General features: G+C 43.0%; 9 protein-coding genes and 1 rRNA gene. 6 read left to right on the forward strand and 4 right to left on the reverse strand.

What is annotated here, in order from left to right; genetic code table 11:
- Positions 1-84: 84 nt before the first annotated feature.
- The 4 genes from rrf to C3F34_RS06925 all read left to right on the forward strand — a co-directional run bounded on the left by rrf (position 85) and on the right by C3F34_RS06925 (position 4,352).
- Positions 85-199: ribosomal RNA gene (gene rrf / locus C3F34_RS06910) — 5S ribosomal RNA — on the forward strand.
- Between the two features lie 369 nt (positions 200-568).
- Complete coding sequence (locus tag C3F34_RS06915) at positions 569-1,930, forward strand: MFS transporter (RefSeq protein WP_104441302.1); 1,362 nt, start codon at positions 569-571, stop codon at positions 1,928-1,930.
- Between the two features lie 363 nt (positions 1,931-2,293).
- Positions 2,294-3,460 (forward strand): PQQ-dependent sugar dehydrogenase, encoded by a 1,167-nt coding sequence (locus tag C3F34_RS06920; RefSeq protein WP_104442304.1) that lies wholly within the window; start codon positions 2,294-2,296, stop codon positions 3,458-3,460.
- Between the two features lie 205 nt (positions 3,461-3,665).
- Positions 3,666-4,352 carry a sulfite exporter TauE/SafE family protein gene (locus C3F34_RS06925; protein ID WP_416333162.1) on the forward strand — a complete coding sequence of 229 codons (687 nt, stop codon included), beginning with the start codon at positions 3,666-3,668 and terminating at the stop codon, positions 4,350-4,352.
- Here the strand turns inward: C3F34_RS06925 and C3F34_RS06930 are convergent.
- The 4 genes from C3F34_RS06930 to C3F34_RS06945 form a co-directional block, all read right to left on the reverse strand.
- Positions 4,342-5,265, reverse strand: coding sequence for a LysR family transcriptional regulator (locus C3F34_RS06930; protein WP_104442305.1), 924 nt, complete (start codon positions 5,263-5,265; stop codon positions 4,342-4,344). The genes C3F34_RS06925 and C3F34_RS06930 overlap by 11 nt on opposite strands.
- 119 nt (positions 5,266-5,384) lie before the next feature.
- Complete coding sequence (locus tag C3F34_RS06935) at positions 5,385-6,689, reverse strand: solute carrier family 23 protein (RefSeq protein WP_104441304.1); 1,305 nt, start codon at positions 6,687-6,689, stop codon at positions 5,385-5,387.
- 370 nt (positions 6,690-7,059) lie between these two features.
- Entirely contained in the window at positions 7,060-9,750 is a 2,691-nt protein-coding gene (ppc, locus tag C3F34_RS06940) for a phosphoenolpyruvate carboxylase (protein ID WP_104441305.1), read from the reverse strand.
- A 147-nt stretch (positions 9,751-9,897) separates the two neighbouring features.
- On the reverse strand, positions 9,898-10,521 hold the full coding sequence (locus tag C3F34_RS06945; RefSeq protein WP_016168928.1) for a TetR/AcrR family transcriptional regulator: 624 nt from the start codon (positions 10,519-10,521) through the stop codon (positions 9,898-9,900).
- A gap of 145 nt (positions 10,522-10,666) precedes the next feature.
- On the opposite strand from C3F34_RS06945, the gene C3F34_RS06950 reads away from it, so the two are divergent.
- A complete protein-coding gene (locus C3F34_RS06950; protein WP_104441306.1) occupies positions 10,667-11,788 on the forward strand; it encodes an efflux RND transporter periplasmic adaptor subunit in 1,122 nt (373 codons plus the stop codon).
- Positions 11,785-14,907: an efflux RND transporter permease subunit gene (locus C3F34_RS06955; RefSeq protein ID WP_104441307.1), complete on the forward strand. Its 3,123-nt coding sequence runs from the start codon at positions 11,785-11,787 to the stop codon at positions 14,905-14,907. The genes C3F34_RS06950 and C3F34_RS06955 overlap by 4 nt, the downstream gene beginning before the upstream one ends.
- Positions 14,908-14,974 lie beyond the last annotated feature (67 nt).

A 14,974-nucleotide genomic window follows, 5' to 3' on the forward strand; every position in this document is an offset into this window, starting at 1 on the left:
TAATAACTCATTTGGTACCAAGTAGGGTAGCAACAAGATCAAATGATCTGAGCATAAAACCTGAACAAGTCCATAAACAGTTGTGCTGGCGACAATAGCAAGAGTGAACCACCTGATCCCTTCCCGAACTCAGAAGTGAAACCTCTTAGCGCTGATGGTAGTGTGGGGTTACCCATGTGAGAGTAAGTCATCGCCAGCTCATTAATTCAAACACCCCCTTCTAATAAGAAGGGGGTGTTTTTTTATATGGAAAATAATGAATAGATGAATGAGATATAATTGAATAAAATGATCATTTTTTTAGGCAAGATAACTTTGGTCTTATTGTTGGATAATTAAAAATTAACCTAATGATTTTAAATAATTAATTATTATTTATTTCGATATAAGTAACGTTTTTACTACATATTAAGTGCTAATAGCTACCCGAATTGCTGGCGAAACGTTCCATTTTAAGTATTAAATACTTTAAAGGTATTTTTTTATACCTTTGAGGTTTTAGACAAAAAATGAACGGCTATTCATTGTATGTTGACAATAAAAAATCTCACAATTGGAGGTGAGTAAAATGACAGCGACAACAATGAATGTAAATGCTGTGATTGATCAGGCTAAATTTAAACCTTTTCATTTAACGGTAGTTTTATGGTGCTTATTTGTAGTTTTGTTTGATGGCTATGATTTGGCAATCAATGGTGTGGCATTACCCTTATTGATGAAAGAGTGGGGAATGACTGCAGTTCAAGCGGGAATGTTAGCCAGTACTGCGTTGGCTGGTATGATGTTTGGAGCCATGTTATTTGGTATGTTGGCAGATAAAATCGGTCGTAAAAAGGTCATTATTATCTGTGTTACCTTGTTTAGTGGCTTCACCTTTGCGGGTGGTTTTGCATCTAACCCAACTGAATTTGGTATTTTACGCTTTATTGCGGGGTTAGGGATTGGTGGTGTATTGCCTAATTTAGTTGCCCTGACTTCAGAATATGCTCCACAAAAATTCCGTAGTACTTTAGTGACTGCTATGTTTAGTGGCTATGCGATGGGTGGAATTATGGCAGCATTATTAGGAGCAGCATTTACCCCTACATTTGGCTGGAAAATTATGTTTTTCATTGCTGGTATCCCGCTGTTATTTGTGCCAATTTTATGGAAATTCTTACCTGAATCGGTCACTTTTTTAGTTAAGGCTCAGCAAACAGAAAAAGCACGCCATATTATTCAACGTCTTGTTCCTGCTGAAACCGTAACCCAAAATACTGTATTGGTCCTGAATGAAGCGAAAGTTCCAGATGCTTCGGTTGTGGCACTGTTTAAAAATGGTCGTGCAATGGGGACCATTTTATTCTGGAGCTGTTTCTTCATGTGCTTGCTAATGGTTTATGCCTTAGGTAGTTGGTTACCAAAACTCATGATGGCAGCGGGTTATTCATTGGGCAGTAGCTTAATGTTCTTGCTTTCTTTGAACATTGGTGCAGTTATTGGTACCGCAGGTGGTGGTATCCTTGCCGATCGCTTCCATTTAAAACCAGTTATTATCAGTATGCTTATAGTAGGTGCATTGGCACTGGTTGGTTTAGGTTTTAACTCTCCACAGCCTGTAATTTATTTATTAGTGGCATTGGCAGGTGCAGCTTCAATTGGTTGTAGTATTTTGTTGTATAGCTATGTTGCGCAATATTACCCATTGGCAGTTCGTTCAACAGGTTTGGGATGGGCATCTGGCATTGGTCGTGTCGGGGCGATTGTAGGTCCGATTGTGATTGGGATGTTATTAGGCATGGAACTTCCACATAAAATGAACTTCATTGCCGTTGCGATTCCAGCGATTATTGCGGCTTTTGCGGTTTCTCTAATTAAAACGAATCCAGCAGAAGAATTGGTTGAAGTGCCTACAACATCTCAAGCGACCAAACAAAGATCATATAGTTAAGCTATTCCTGTGAATAAGGGCCTCTAGATGAGGCTCTTTTTATTCAAATAGAAAATGACAAAAATAAAAAAGCCCCGATATCCTATCGAGGCTTTTTCGTATTTCATGAAAGGTAAAACTCCTATAATACCTCAACATCCTGTTGTCGACTCTTTATTGTTATTCTAAGAAACATCCTGTTTCTGTATGCATTCAATTTAGCCTGAAATTTGATGCGGGGATAGGCGTATTAGCGGTATTTTCTGTACGTTTTGGCTGACAGAGAGTCACGCTTAAATAGGTTTGAATGCTACATATTGAATCTATTTATCAGGAGAGAGTTTGGTTAGATTGAATAGAAATAAGACAAACAGTGAGAGCATGATGAAGTATTCAAAATGTGGTTTCCTTTTGTGGCTAAGCTTTCTCAGCCCAGTGTCTATTTCCGCTTGTCATGCACAAGATAAAACAGTCGATGAACAACACCAACAAGCAGCAATTGCTCCACTTTCACAACCTTATCAAATTAAAAAAATAACTGAATTCAATGAACCTTGGGCATTAGCAGTCATGCCCGATCAGCGCTTATTGATTACTGAGAAAGCAGGGAAGCTGTTTGTGTTTAATCCCCAAACGCAGCAAAAAATAGCTGTAGAGGGCGTTCCGCAGGTTGCCTATGGTGGCCAAGGTGGTTTGGGCGATGTGGTGCTGCATCCAGATTTTAAGCAGAATCATAGAATTTATTTCAGTTATGCCGAACAAGGTCAGGGTGGCTATGGTGCAGTAGTTGTGCGTGCTGTTTTAGATGAGCAGCTACCCAATCAACCACGATTAATGGACTTACAACCGATTTGGCGACAAGTACCTAAAGTTTCGGGACAAGGTCATTATGCACATCGCTTGGCCTTTGATTCAGCAGGAAAATTATGGATTAGTTCAGGCGAACGACAGAAGTTTCAGCCTGCACAAGATATACAGAGCAATTTAGGTAAAATTTTGCGCTTGAATGATGATGGTTCGCCAGCAATAGGCAACCCATTTATAGCTCAAGGTCCGATTGCGGCTCAAATTTGGACTCTAGGACACAGAAATCCTTTGGGGATAGCGTTCGATGCACAAGGACAGCTTTGGGTTGCTGAAATGGGACCTCGTGGTGGTGATGAGTTAAATCGTATTTATAAAGCTGCAAACTATGGATATCCGATTGTGTCGAATGGTGATCATTATAGTGGGCGAGATATTCCTGATCATACGACTCGTCCTGAGTTTCAAGCTCCTGAGATTAGTTGGACTCCAGTCATTTCTCCATCGAGCTTAATGTTCTATCGAGGTTCTAAATTCCCGAAATGGACCAATAAAGCACTCATTGGTGGCTTATCTTCACAAGCAATTATTGTGGTAGATACGCAAACTGTGCCTGTACAAGAGGTACAACGTTTAGCCATGAAACAGCGAATTCGTGGTTTGGTTGAAGCAGAGGATGGTTCAATTTGGGGAATAGAAGATGGCAAACATGCCGCCTTATTCCAATTAACTGCGCCTAAACCGTAAGGTGCAATGTCTATTTCATCTTTATTTGTTTATGCAAATTATACTTTAGATATGCCAACTTTGAGTAAGCCTCAGGAAAAACCTGAGGCTTAGTACAAAAAAGCCTGATTTTTCTTTGTACTGAAGCGCCTTAGCATAGCACTGGGATGTTTTAAGGAAGAGAGCAGTGCTGAGTTTTATTGTGGTGGTTTTTCTGTTGGCAGGGATGGTAAAAGGCATGATTGGTTTAGGTTTGCCTGCCGTATCGATGGGACTATTGACCATGTTGATTAGCCCTTATCAAGCAGCAGCATTGCTGATCGTACCTTCTATGGTTACCAATATTTGGCAGTTATTTGCTGAAGGGCAGGTATTGCGGGTTTTAGCACGATTCTGGACGCTTTTGTTGGGAATTATTGTCGGTTCAATCTGGAGTATTTTTCCCCGCCTAGGTCAAAGTGAATTTCATAGTGAAGCGCTTTTAGGCGCCATGTTATTGCTTTACGGCTTATATGGTTTAGTTGCTAAACAAATACCAAACTTGTCGCGTTATGCTTGGATCTTATCTCCATTGATTGGGTATTTGGGTGGGGCATTGACTGTGGCAACTGGCGTTGTAGTCATTCCCGTGGTGCCTTATTTGCAGTCTTTACATTTACAGCGGGATGATCTGGTTCAATCTCTAGGTCTGGCATTTACCGTATCGACCATGTGTTTGGCTATATTTTTACAGCAGAATCCTGTGGCTCACCTCGAAATTGATTATCTATGGTCTGTTCTGGCATTGATTCCTGCCTTACTCGGTATGTGGTTGGGCACGCGGATACGCTATAAAATTGCAGAGCAGAAATTTCGCAAAGTCTTTTTCTGTGGTTTGATTACCTTGGGGGGGTATATGCTGCTTAGTCATTAATTGTGTTGGTTAAGCTGTCAAGCTGAGGACGTTGTTGAATTAAATATTGACTAAAATGTTGATAATCTAAACTTAAGGCATCAAAATTTTGTGCAGCCAATAGTAACTTTCGGTTTGCCCATGCACCTTTTAATTGAATTTGCTGGAATGCGTACAACTGTTGTAAGCGTTGGGCAGCCCGTTTTGGGATGATGGCAATGCCAACGCCATTGGCAACGACCTGTGCAATTGCACCAAAATTAGGAAGACGAAGACGATACTGAATGCTATAGCCCAGTAATTTGGCTTGTGCTTCAATCGATTGCTGTAAGGAGTGATATTGCATTAATCCGACAAAGGCATGTTCCAAGGTATCAACCAAGCTTAGTTCAGGATGGTGGGTTAAAGGATGGTGGCGTGGGCAGATCAATACCAGAGGATCATCTGCAAACTCTAGGGTTTGTAGGGTTTGAGCATTAAAAAAACTCGAGATTAAGCCCAGTTGTGCGATCCCTTTGCTTAAAGCTTGAATAATGTCATTGGATTCTGCTTCTTGCAATTCGATATGCAAATGCGGATTTTCCATTAAGTAAGCAGGTAGAACCAAAGGTAAATATTCACTCTGAGCTGAAGAATTACACCACAGGGTCATGCTGCGATGTTGTCGTTGAGAAAAAGGCTGCATTGCCTGTTCAAGTTGCTGATGTTGTTGAATTAAAGTTTGGGCATGTTGATTAAACATTTGACCTGCCAGTGTGAGTTTGACGCCAGTGGCATGGCGGGTAAACAGCGAGACAGAGCACTGTTGTTCGAGTTTTTTAATCCGTTCACTGGCGGCTTGTAAGGAGATTGCAGAACGTTCAGCACCCTTAGTGAAACTGCCTGTTTCGACAATATTCAAGAATAACGTTAAGTCAAAAAAGTCGAGGCGCATAGCCATAAATTCATCTTATATTGAGCTTTCCATCTTAAAAACTTGATTGACAAGAGGCAATGTTAAAGCCTGAAAATATAAAAAAAGCAGCCCGTAGGCTGCTATAAATGGAGCAATATTTATTCGCTTTTATCTTTTAAGCTGAAGAACCAGTTTAAAACCAAGGCTGCGAAGGTAGCCGTTCCAATGCCGCCCAAATTGAAATTGCCGAACTGCAAGGCAAAATCACCTGTACCTAAAATAATGGTCACTGCTGCAACCATCAGGTTTTTATTTTTAGAAAAATCGACTTTGTTTTCAATCCAGATTTTGGCACCCGCAATGGTAATTAAACCAAAGACCACAATTGAAGCACCTGTGAGGATTGCAGTGGGAATGGTATGAATAATGGCGCCAAACTTTGGAGATAGCCCCAAGAAAATAGCAAACACACCCGCAATCACAAAAACGATGGTGGAGTAAACGCGCGTAACAGCCATCACCCCAATGTTTTCACCATACGTGGTCATACCTGGTGCACCAACACCGCCAGAAAGCGTTGTTGCAACACCATCTGCCAAGAAGGCTTTACCAATTTGCGGGTCTAAGTTTTCACCCGTCATGGCACTGACTGCCTTAATATGACCTAAGTTTTCTGCCACTAAAATTAGCGCTACTGGAGCAATAATCAACATGGCATTCACATCAAACTGTGGCGAATGGAAGGTTGGAAAGCCAAACCACGCTGCTTGTTGAATTGGGGCAAAATTAATAGGTGTACCGTATCCCATGACATTCGAAACGATGAAATAGAGGAGATACGCCAGCAATAAGCCGATTAAGAGCAGTAAGCGTTGCAATAGGCCTTTGGTGAAGACAGCAATCGAACCCATACAAAGCACGGTCACCAGCGCCATCCACATATTAAAGGGATTGCCCGCTACACCTTTTACTGTCACAGGTGCCAGATTTAAACCAATAATCATCACCACAGCACCAGTTACTACTGGTGGCATGAGTTTTTCAATCCATTGGGTTCCCGTTGCCATGACCATCAGACCAAACAGTGCGTACAACACGCCACATGCCATGATTCCGCCAGCAGCGACGGCTAAATTGGCATTCGGTGCACCCGTTCCAGAAGCGGCATAACCTGTGGCAGCAATGACCACGCCAATAAAAGCAAAGCTTGAGCCGAGATAACTTGGAACACGTCCACCTGTCATTAAAAAAAACAGAATGGTACAGATGCCCGACATAAAAATCGCAAGATTGGGGTCAAAACCCATCAAGAATGGGGCAAGAACTGTCGCACCAAACATGGCAAAGGCATGTTGAATGCCCAACACAGCACTTTGTACAGGCGGAAGATACTCGTTTGTGCCGACAGGCTGCGTCTCGACATTGCCTGTATAAGGACGCCATTTGGGAAACCAATTGGACATAAATTGATCGCTTTAAAAATAAATTGTGCACATCATACTCTTTCTTTTCGAGTGATTTAATCATTGATTTTTAATTTTAGATTAAGTAGAACTATGATTTATAATAATTTTATACCAAGTGGTAAAATGTTTTGATTTTTAAATTAACAATAAATCAATATATTATTCTATGAATTATAGTCAATAAACGCTGTTTATTCGCTTTGCTTAGCGATAAATTTTTTTTATCAATCTTTCAAAAAAAATTTAACCATGCTCAAAAAAATCTGAAAAATAGACATAACAAGAAATATTTTGCCAATCGATTCAAACAAAATGCTGTTTTTGGCAACCCAGCACACGGCTGAGTTGCCAATTGAGAATACCTACATCAACCCGTATTGCGAAGACCTGCTGCAATGCCTGCAATACTGACCATTAAGGCATGATCGACTGGGGTATGTTCAGCTTGACGTTCTGCCAGATATAAGCGACGTCGTTTCATCAGTTCTGCTTGCAGCAAATGTAGAGGCAGTAAGTAAGGTTTACGAACCCGCATCGATTGATCCAAAACTTCGTTGCTGCTGAGCAATTTGGATTCATCTTTTAAGGTGAGCAGGGTTCCCACTGCATCTTGTAGACGTTGGCGCAATGTTGTGCCTAGAGCTTTTAAGTCTTCATCTTGGGTCAAGTGGGTTTCATAGTATAAAGCCACATGTCCATCAGCTTTGGACAGGACCATTTCCAACATATCGATCAGGGTTTGGAAATAAGGCCATTGCTGCAACATGTCCTCTAAGGTTGCTTTATGTCCTTGTTCAATCACTTGATTAATAGCCGCACCTGTGCCTAACCAAGCGGGGAGCATCAGACGAATTTGCGTCCAGGCAAACACCCACGGAATAGCACGTAAGGATTCAATCCCGCCACTGACTTTACGTTTGGCAGGTCGAGAACCCAATGGCAACATTTGCAGTTCCAGTTCAGGTGTGACGGTTCTTAAATATTTCACAAAGTGCGGATTTTCACGTACCGTTTGACGGTAAACCTGTACCGAAAGGTCAGTCATGCGATGCATCAGTTCACGCCATTCGGCTTTCGGCTCTGGCGGTGGAAGTAAGGTTGCTTCCAGTGTGGCTGCGGTATAAATTTCCAGATTTTGTAGCGCAATGCCTTCCAGTCCGAATTTAAAACGGATCATTTCGCCTTGTTCGGTGACGCGAATGGCACCAGAAATCGAACCTGGAGGCTGAGAAAATAACGCTTGTTGGGTTGGAGCACCGCCACGACTGATAGAACCACCACGACCATGAAACAGGGTCAGTTGGACCGCATGTTGTTTGGCGATGGCAGTCAACTCTTCTTGCGCACGGTATTGCGCCCAGTTGGCAGACATAAAGCCAGCATCTTTGGCCGAGTCTGAATAACCAATCATGACTTCATGTTTGCCCTGAATATGCTGTTTGTACCAATGCATATTGAACAGGGTTTGCATGGTATGTGCCGCACCATCCAAGTCTTTCAAAGTTTCAAATAGGGGAACTACACGTAAAGGCTGTTGAATGCCAGCTTCTTTTTGTAAGAGTAGAACAGCAAGGACATCACTTGGATATTCCGCCATGGAAATAATATAGGCACCGAGGCTTTCAGCAGGCTGTTCTGCCAAGGTCCGCATGGTGGCAAACACTTCTTGTACATCGGGGTGTAGAATCAGGCTTTGCTCAGGCTCATTCAAATGTTTTGGCAGCAACGGGCGTTTGCTTTGTAATTCTTGTAATAAGAAGTTTTGACGGGCTTGTTCCGTCCAAGTTTCAAAATTGCCTAAACCTAAATATTCGGTGATAGCGGAAATGGCTTGGCGATGACGCCCTGATTCCTGACGAATATCCAACTTTAATAATTCGATACCAAAGCAATTGACCCGATGAATAAAGTCCAATAATTTTCCATTGGCAATTTCAGGTAGGTTGCACGACATGAGAGAGCGATAACAGAGTAATAAAGGCTGTAATAGTTCCTGTTTACTTTTGATGATGCGACTGTCATCCAAGACCTGATCTTGTCCCTGAAGCTTATGGGCCAACCATTCTCGGGTGATTTTTAAGCGCTCGCGAGTGTCACGTAAATATTCACGATAAGGTTCAGGATGAGGTGCTCCCAAAGCCTGAACCAATTCATTGCTACAGTTTTGAATCGACAATTCCCAACGTAGGTCTTCAATATCACGTAAATATAAGTCAGCCGCTTTCCAGCGTGACAACCACAGCACTTCTTGGGTCACATTGTGGGTGACATTCGGGTTGCCATCACGGTCACCACCCATCCAAGAAGCAAAACGCACGGGAGCCACATGTAGCGGTAAACGTTGTCCACAATGTTCTTCTACCATCCTATCCAGTTCACGCATGAACTTGGGTACTGCATTCCACAAGGTTTGTTCAATGGTGGTGAAACCCCATTTGGCTTCATCGATAGGGGTCGGACGATGTTGACGAATTTCATCGGTTTGCCATGCAGAACAGATCAGTTGTTTTAAGTCTTCTAGTACGGCTTGGCGTTCACGCGGGGTGAGTTTTTGCTGATCGAATTTGAATAAACAGTCATTAATGCCATCATATTTTTGAATGAGGGTACGACGGCTCACCTCTGTAGGGTGTGCGGTCAACACCAGTTCAATTTTAAGTTCACACAGTTGTTGATAGAGCTGTTCTGCTGAGACTTGATGGGTTTTGAATTTTTGGAACAGATGATTGAGTGGATTTGGTGATGGGGCTTCAGGATCAAATTCACTTTGGCGACGGCTACGTACCACATGGTACTGTTCGGCGATATTGGCAAAGTTCAAAAAGTGCGTAAATGCACGGGTGAGCGGAAGAATCTCATCATCTTCTAGACTGAGAAAGAGCTGCTCTAGTTGTTTTTCGGCTTCAACTTGTCCATCACGTGCACCTTTGGCAAGTGCTCGAATCTGTTCTATCTGATTAAACAAATCTTGCCCGGCATGTTGTTTTAAGGTTTCCCCTAATAAATTACCAAGTAACCGTACGTCTTCGCGTAGTGGAGCATCAATTTGTTGAATCATTTTCCATTCTCCAGTTCTTATTCTTTTTGACTATACCCCGATTTAATCGAATGCCAAGTAGCAGGGCTACAAAAGTCGCAAGCTTTTGTTGATAAAACTAGCAATTGGATAATGGAATGGCGTTGGAAGGATCAAGGAAAAGAGGCACTAGGCATGCGAGCCATATTTCAGCATGAACAGTTCGATACTTTGTTGGATGATTTCCTGCTGTTGTTGAGAGGTTGGAATAGCACGTACACCCAGTAAAATTTCTAAATGACGTAGTCCAAGCAGTAAGGACAGTAGCAATAGGCGTTGCTGTTCCACATCCCCATGTTGAATAAAACCCAAGGTGGCAGCTTGCTGAAAAAACTCTTCCCAGCCATCACACATTTTTTGATGGGATGCATTATAAAACTGTAATGCTAAGGGATTTTGTTCGGCAGCCAGTTCAATCAGCAAATGTTCCAACTTCACTGCTTCGGGTAGGTACACAATGTTTAATGCGATTTGGCAAGCTTGAGCAAAAGCCTCAAGAAAATCACTGTCTGCATTCAATTCAAAGGGACGTGTTTCCATTAAATTTTCGCAGGTTTGTTCAATCGCACAGGTAAAAAGCGTGGCTTTGTCCTGAAAATGATTATAAATCGTTAGCTTGGTGACCCCAGCTTCTTGGGCAATTTGATTCATGCTCGAACCATGATAGCCATATTTGAGGAACAGGTTTCTAGCAGCTAGCAGAATTTGCTTATGCTTTTCTAAATCTTTGGGCCGACCGACATTCGTTTGCACAAAATTTTCCACTTTCGCTTAATTAAGACATTTACTTCAAACAGGGCTTTTAATTAATGTACCGCATGGTATATTAATTAAAAATTGTTCAAAGAACAGCATAGTATTTTGCCTTAAAAATGACATTTAGATAAGAGCACGACGAATGAACCTTGCCAAGACCCTAATCGCCAGTCTTATAATTTTATCCAGTTTGACCCTTTGGGGGTGTAATCGAGAACAGACGACAACAGAACAAGTCCCTTTTGTCATGGTGGTACAACCTTCCACCTCTTTAACTCAACAAAAAAGTTATGCGGGTGAAGTCAAAGCTCGACAACAAACGGATTTGGCATTTCGGGTGTCTGGGCAGGTTATGCAACGTTTTGTCGATGTTGGTGATCAGGTTCGGGTTGGGCAGGTTTTGGCAAAGCTGGACGTGAAAGATGCTCAATTACAATTAAATGCTTCCCGCGCACAATTGGAAAGTGCTCAGTCAGCAGCGAAAGTGGCTGAACAAGAGCTAACACGTTTTAAGCAATTATTGCCGATGAACGCCGTGAGTCGTTCGCAATATGATGCGATGAATAATCAGTATCAAGCTGCATTGGCCAGTCTGAAACAGGCGCAATCCAACTATGAAGTCAGTCAAAACCAGACTCGCTACAATCAGCTTATTGCAGACAAAAGTGGTGTGATTACCGCACGTAATATTGAAGTGGGGCAGGTGGTTGCAGCAGGGCAAGCGGCTTATCAATTGGCGATTGCAGGCGAACGTGAGGTGGTCATTGGTGTACCTGAACAAGCCATTAATGATTTACGCATTGGGCAGGAAGCATGGGTGACTTTGTGGTCAAAACCACAAGATAAATTTGCAGCTTATGTGCGTGAAATTTCCCCAGCAGCGGATCAGTCGCGTACTTTTAGTGTGAAAGTTGCCTTAAAGAGCCAGAGCCAAGACATTCAGTTGGGGCAAAGTGCACGAGTCTTTTTTAGCAGTTTGCAGCACAATATCTTAAGTGTGCCCTTATCCAGTGTGTCTGCGAATGAGCAGCAGGCCTTTGTTTGGGTGGTGCATCCAGACTCACGTGTCCATAAAGTTGCTGTCACCTTAGGTGCTTACGGGCGTGACAGCGTACCTGTATTGTCTGGGTTAAAGCCTGAAGACTATATTGTGGTGGGTGGTGTACACCTGTTAAGAGAGCAGCAAAAAATTCGCCCGATCGATCGGGAAAATCGTGCAGTGCAACTGTCTAGTACCAAGTCTACGACAGGAGCGAAATCATGAATTTCAACCTGTCAGAATGGGCATTAAAAAATAAAGGCTTAATCCTGTATTTCATGATCTTGCTAGGCATCGTCGGCATGGTGTCCTATTCTAAGTTGTCGCAAAGCGAAGATCCGCCATTTACCTTTAAAGTCATGGTGGTGCAAACCTATTGGCCAGGTGCAACAGCGAAGCAAGTGTCTCTGCAAGTGACTGACCGTATTGAGAAAGAACTCATGAGTACGGGCAATTATGAGCGCATTATGGCGTACTCGCGTCCAGGCGAGTCGTTGGTGACTTTTTTCGCGAAAGACTCGTTGCGCTCTGCACAAATTCCTGATGTCTGGTATGACGTACGTAAAAAAGTCAATGACATTCGGCATGAACTACCGAGTGATGTACAAGGCCCATTTTTTAATGACGAGTTTGGCGATACCTTCGGCAATATTTACGTACTCACTGGCAAGGGCTTTGACTATGCGGTACTCAAAGAATATGCCGACCGCTTACAACTGCAATTACAGCGGGTTCAAGATGTGGGCAAGGTCGATCTGATTGGGTTGCAAGACCAGAAAATTTGGATTGATTTATCCAATACTAAAGCCACGCAACTGGGCATTCCTATCACTGCGATTCAGCAGGCTTTGCAGCAACAAAATGCCATAGCTAGCGCAGGTTATTTTGAAACTCAGACCGATCGCATTCAAATTCGCGTGAGCGGTCAGTTGCATAACGTCGAAGATCTGAAAAAAATGCCCTTATTGGTGAATGGTCAAACCATTCAACTGGGGGATGTGGCAGAGGTTTACCGTGGCTTTAGTGAACCTGCCCAGCCACGCATGCGTTTTATGGGTGAAAATGGCATTGGGATTGCGGTTTCGATGCGTAAGGGGGGAGATATTCTGGCTTTGGGGGAAAACTTGCAGGCCGAGTTTGCAACCTTACAGAAAAGCTTACCTTTGGGGATGCAGCTAGAAAAAGTCTCTGATCAGCCCGTTGCGGTTGAACGCAGTGTGCATGAATTCATGAAAGTCTTGGCTGAGGCCGTGATTATTGTATTGTTGGTAAGTTTCTTTTCTTTGGGTTTTCGTACTGGCTTGGTGGTGGCATTTTCCATTCCGCTGGTACTGGCTATGACCTTTGCAGGCATGAATTTATTTGATGTAGGACTGCATAAAATTTCTTTAGGTGCACTGATTTTAGCCCTCGGTTTATTGGTCGATGATGCCATTATTGCCATCGAAATGATGGCTATACGCATGGAACAAGGCTATAGTCGCTTGCAAGCCGCGGGGTTTGCATGGAAAACCACGGCCTTTCCAATGCTGACGGGGACTTTAATTACCGCAGCAGGATTCTTGCCGATTGCCACAGCCGCTTCTAGCACTGGAGAATATACCCGTTCCATTTTTCAGGTGGTGACCATTGCTTTAATTGTGTCTTGGTTTGCTGCGGTACTGTTTGTCCCTTATTTAGGCGATAAGTTATTGCCTGATTTTCAGCAGCAACCAACTAGAGCACCTTGGTATCAAAGGCTTTGGGCTCGTTTCAGAAAACAACCTGAGCCACAGCCCATCAAGTTGCATAGTACTGAACATGATCCTTATCAGACCCAGTTTTATCAACGTTTTCGTGCATGGGTAAACTGGTGTGTGACCTATCGTAAAACCGTGATTGCCACGACCTTGGGTATGTTTGTGCTTTCAGTGTTGATGTTTAAATTGGTGCCACAACAATTTTTCCCGCCATCAAACCGCGCTGAAATTTTGGTAGATTTAAAACTTGAAGAAGGCGCTTCTCTTAAAGCCACAGAGGCGGCAGTGAAAAAGGTCGAGCATTTTCTTTCGAAACAACAGGGAATTGAAAATTATGTGGCTTATGTAGGGACAGGTTCGCCACGTTTTTATTTACCTTTAGATCAACAATTACCCCAAGCCAGTTTTGCTCAGTTTGTGGTTCTCGCATCTTCTTTGGATGATCGCAATGACATTCGCCATTCTCTGGAACAGCAAATTCGTCAATTACTACCTGAAGTGCGGACACGGGTTTCCTTATTGGAAAATGGTCCGCCGGTAGGTTATCCAATTCAATACCGTATTTCGGGAGAGGATCTTAATTCGGTTCGCCAATGGGCGCAAAAAGTTGCTGCTGTAGTGGGAGAGAATCCAAATACCACAAATGTGCACTTGGATTGGGGTGAACCCAGCAAGATTATTCAATTGCAGATTGATCAAGACCGTGCCCGCCAAATGGGAGTCTCGAGCGTAGATTTAGCCAATTTTCTGAATAGTTCAATTCAGGGCGCTGTATTGCATCCCTACCGTGAAAAGCGCGAGTTAATTGATATTCGGTTACGTGGTGATGAGGCAGAGCGTTTGAGTGTTGAATCTCTCGCCAGTTTGGCTGTACCGACTACCCAAGGGACTTTCGTACCATTGGCTCAGATTGCCAAAATTGAATATCGTTTTGAAGAGGGTTTAATTTGGCACCGTAATCGCTTACCGACCATTACGGTACGCGCGGATATTCGGACCAAATTACAACCAGCAACGGTGGTGGCTGAATTGTCAGATCGCATGCAGCAAGTCCGTGCAGAATTGCCTGCGGGCTATTTGTTAGAAGTTGGAGGCACAGTCGAAGAATCGGCCCGCGGGCAAAAGTCAGTGAATGCGGGCATGCCACTGTTCTTGGCTGTGGTCATGACCTTACTGATGATTCAACTTAAAAGTATATCCCGCGCCACCATGGTCTTGCTCACGGCACCGCTTGGTTTAATTGGTGTAGTATTATTCTTGCTGTTGTTTAATAAGCCGTTTGGTTTTGTGGCGATGCTGGGCACAATTGCCCTTTCAGGCATGATCATGCGAAATTCCTTGATTTTGATTGATCAAATTGAACAAGATCGTGCCACAGGACAAGCCATCTGGGAGGCAATTATTGAAGCGACAGTACGCCGTTTCCGTCCAATCTTGTTAACTGCACTGGCCGCAGTTTTGGCCATGATTCCATTATCACGCAGTATTTTCTTTGGGCCGATGGCGGTGGCGATTATGGGTGGTCTAATAGTTGCGACTTTGCTCACACTATTCTTTTTACCCGCTTTATATGCACAATGGTTTAAGGTGAAAAAGACCGTTTAGTACAAAATATTTTAGTAATATCAGGTGCGAAAGTTTGAAAATTTCAATATAGTAGCACCTTATATTT

This window comes from Acinetobacter sp. ACNIH2, assembly GCF_002934965.1.
GTDB classification, from domain to species: Bacteria; Pseudomonadota; Gammaproteobacteria; order Pseudomonadales; family Moraxellaceae; genus Acinetobacter; species Acinetobacter tandoii.

Excerpts from the sequence above, each read along its gene's own strand:
- C3F34_RS06920 (WP_104442304.1), top strand. The coding sequence starts at position 2,294 with ATGAAGTATTCAAAATGTGGTTTCCTTTTGTGGCTAAGCTTTCTCAGC.
- C3F34_RS06935 (WP_104441304.1), bottom strand. The coding sequence starts at position 6,689 with ATGTCCAATTGGTTTCCCAAATGGCGTCCTTATACAGGCAATGTCGAG.
- ppc (WP_104441305.1), bottom strand. The coding sequence starts at position 9,750 with ATGATTCAACAAATTGATGCTCCACTACGCGAAGACGTACGGTTACTT.
- C3F34_RS06950 (WP_104441306.1), top strand. The coding sequence starts at position 10,667 with ATGAACCTTGCCAAGACCCTAATCGCCAGTCTTATAATTTTATCCAGT.
- C3F34_RS06925 (WP_416333162.1), top strand. The coding sequence starts at position 3,666 with ATGGTAAAAGGCATGATTGGTTTAGGTTTGCCTGCCGTATCGATGGGA.
- C3F34_RS06915 (WP_104441302.1), top strand. The coding sequence starts at position 569 with ATGACAGCGACAACAATGAATGTAAATGCTGTGATTGATCAGGCTAAA.
- C3F34_RS06930 (WP_104442305.1), bottom strand. The coding sequence starts at position 5,265 with ATGCGCCTCGACTTTTTTGACTTAACGTTATTCTTGAATATTGTCGAA.
- C3F34_RS06955 (WP_104441307.1), top strand. The coding sequence starts at position 11,785 with ATGAATTTCAACCTGTCAGAATGGGCATTAAAAAATAAAGGCTTAATC.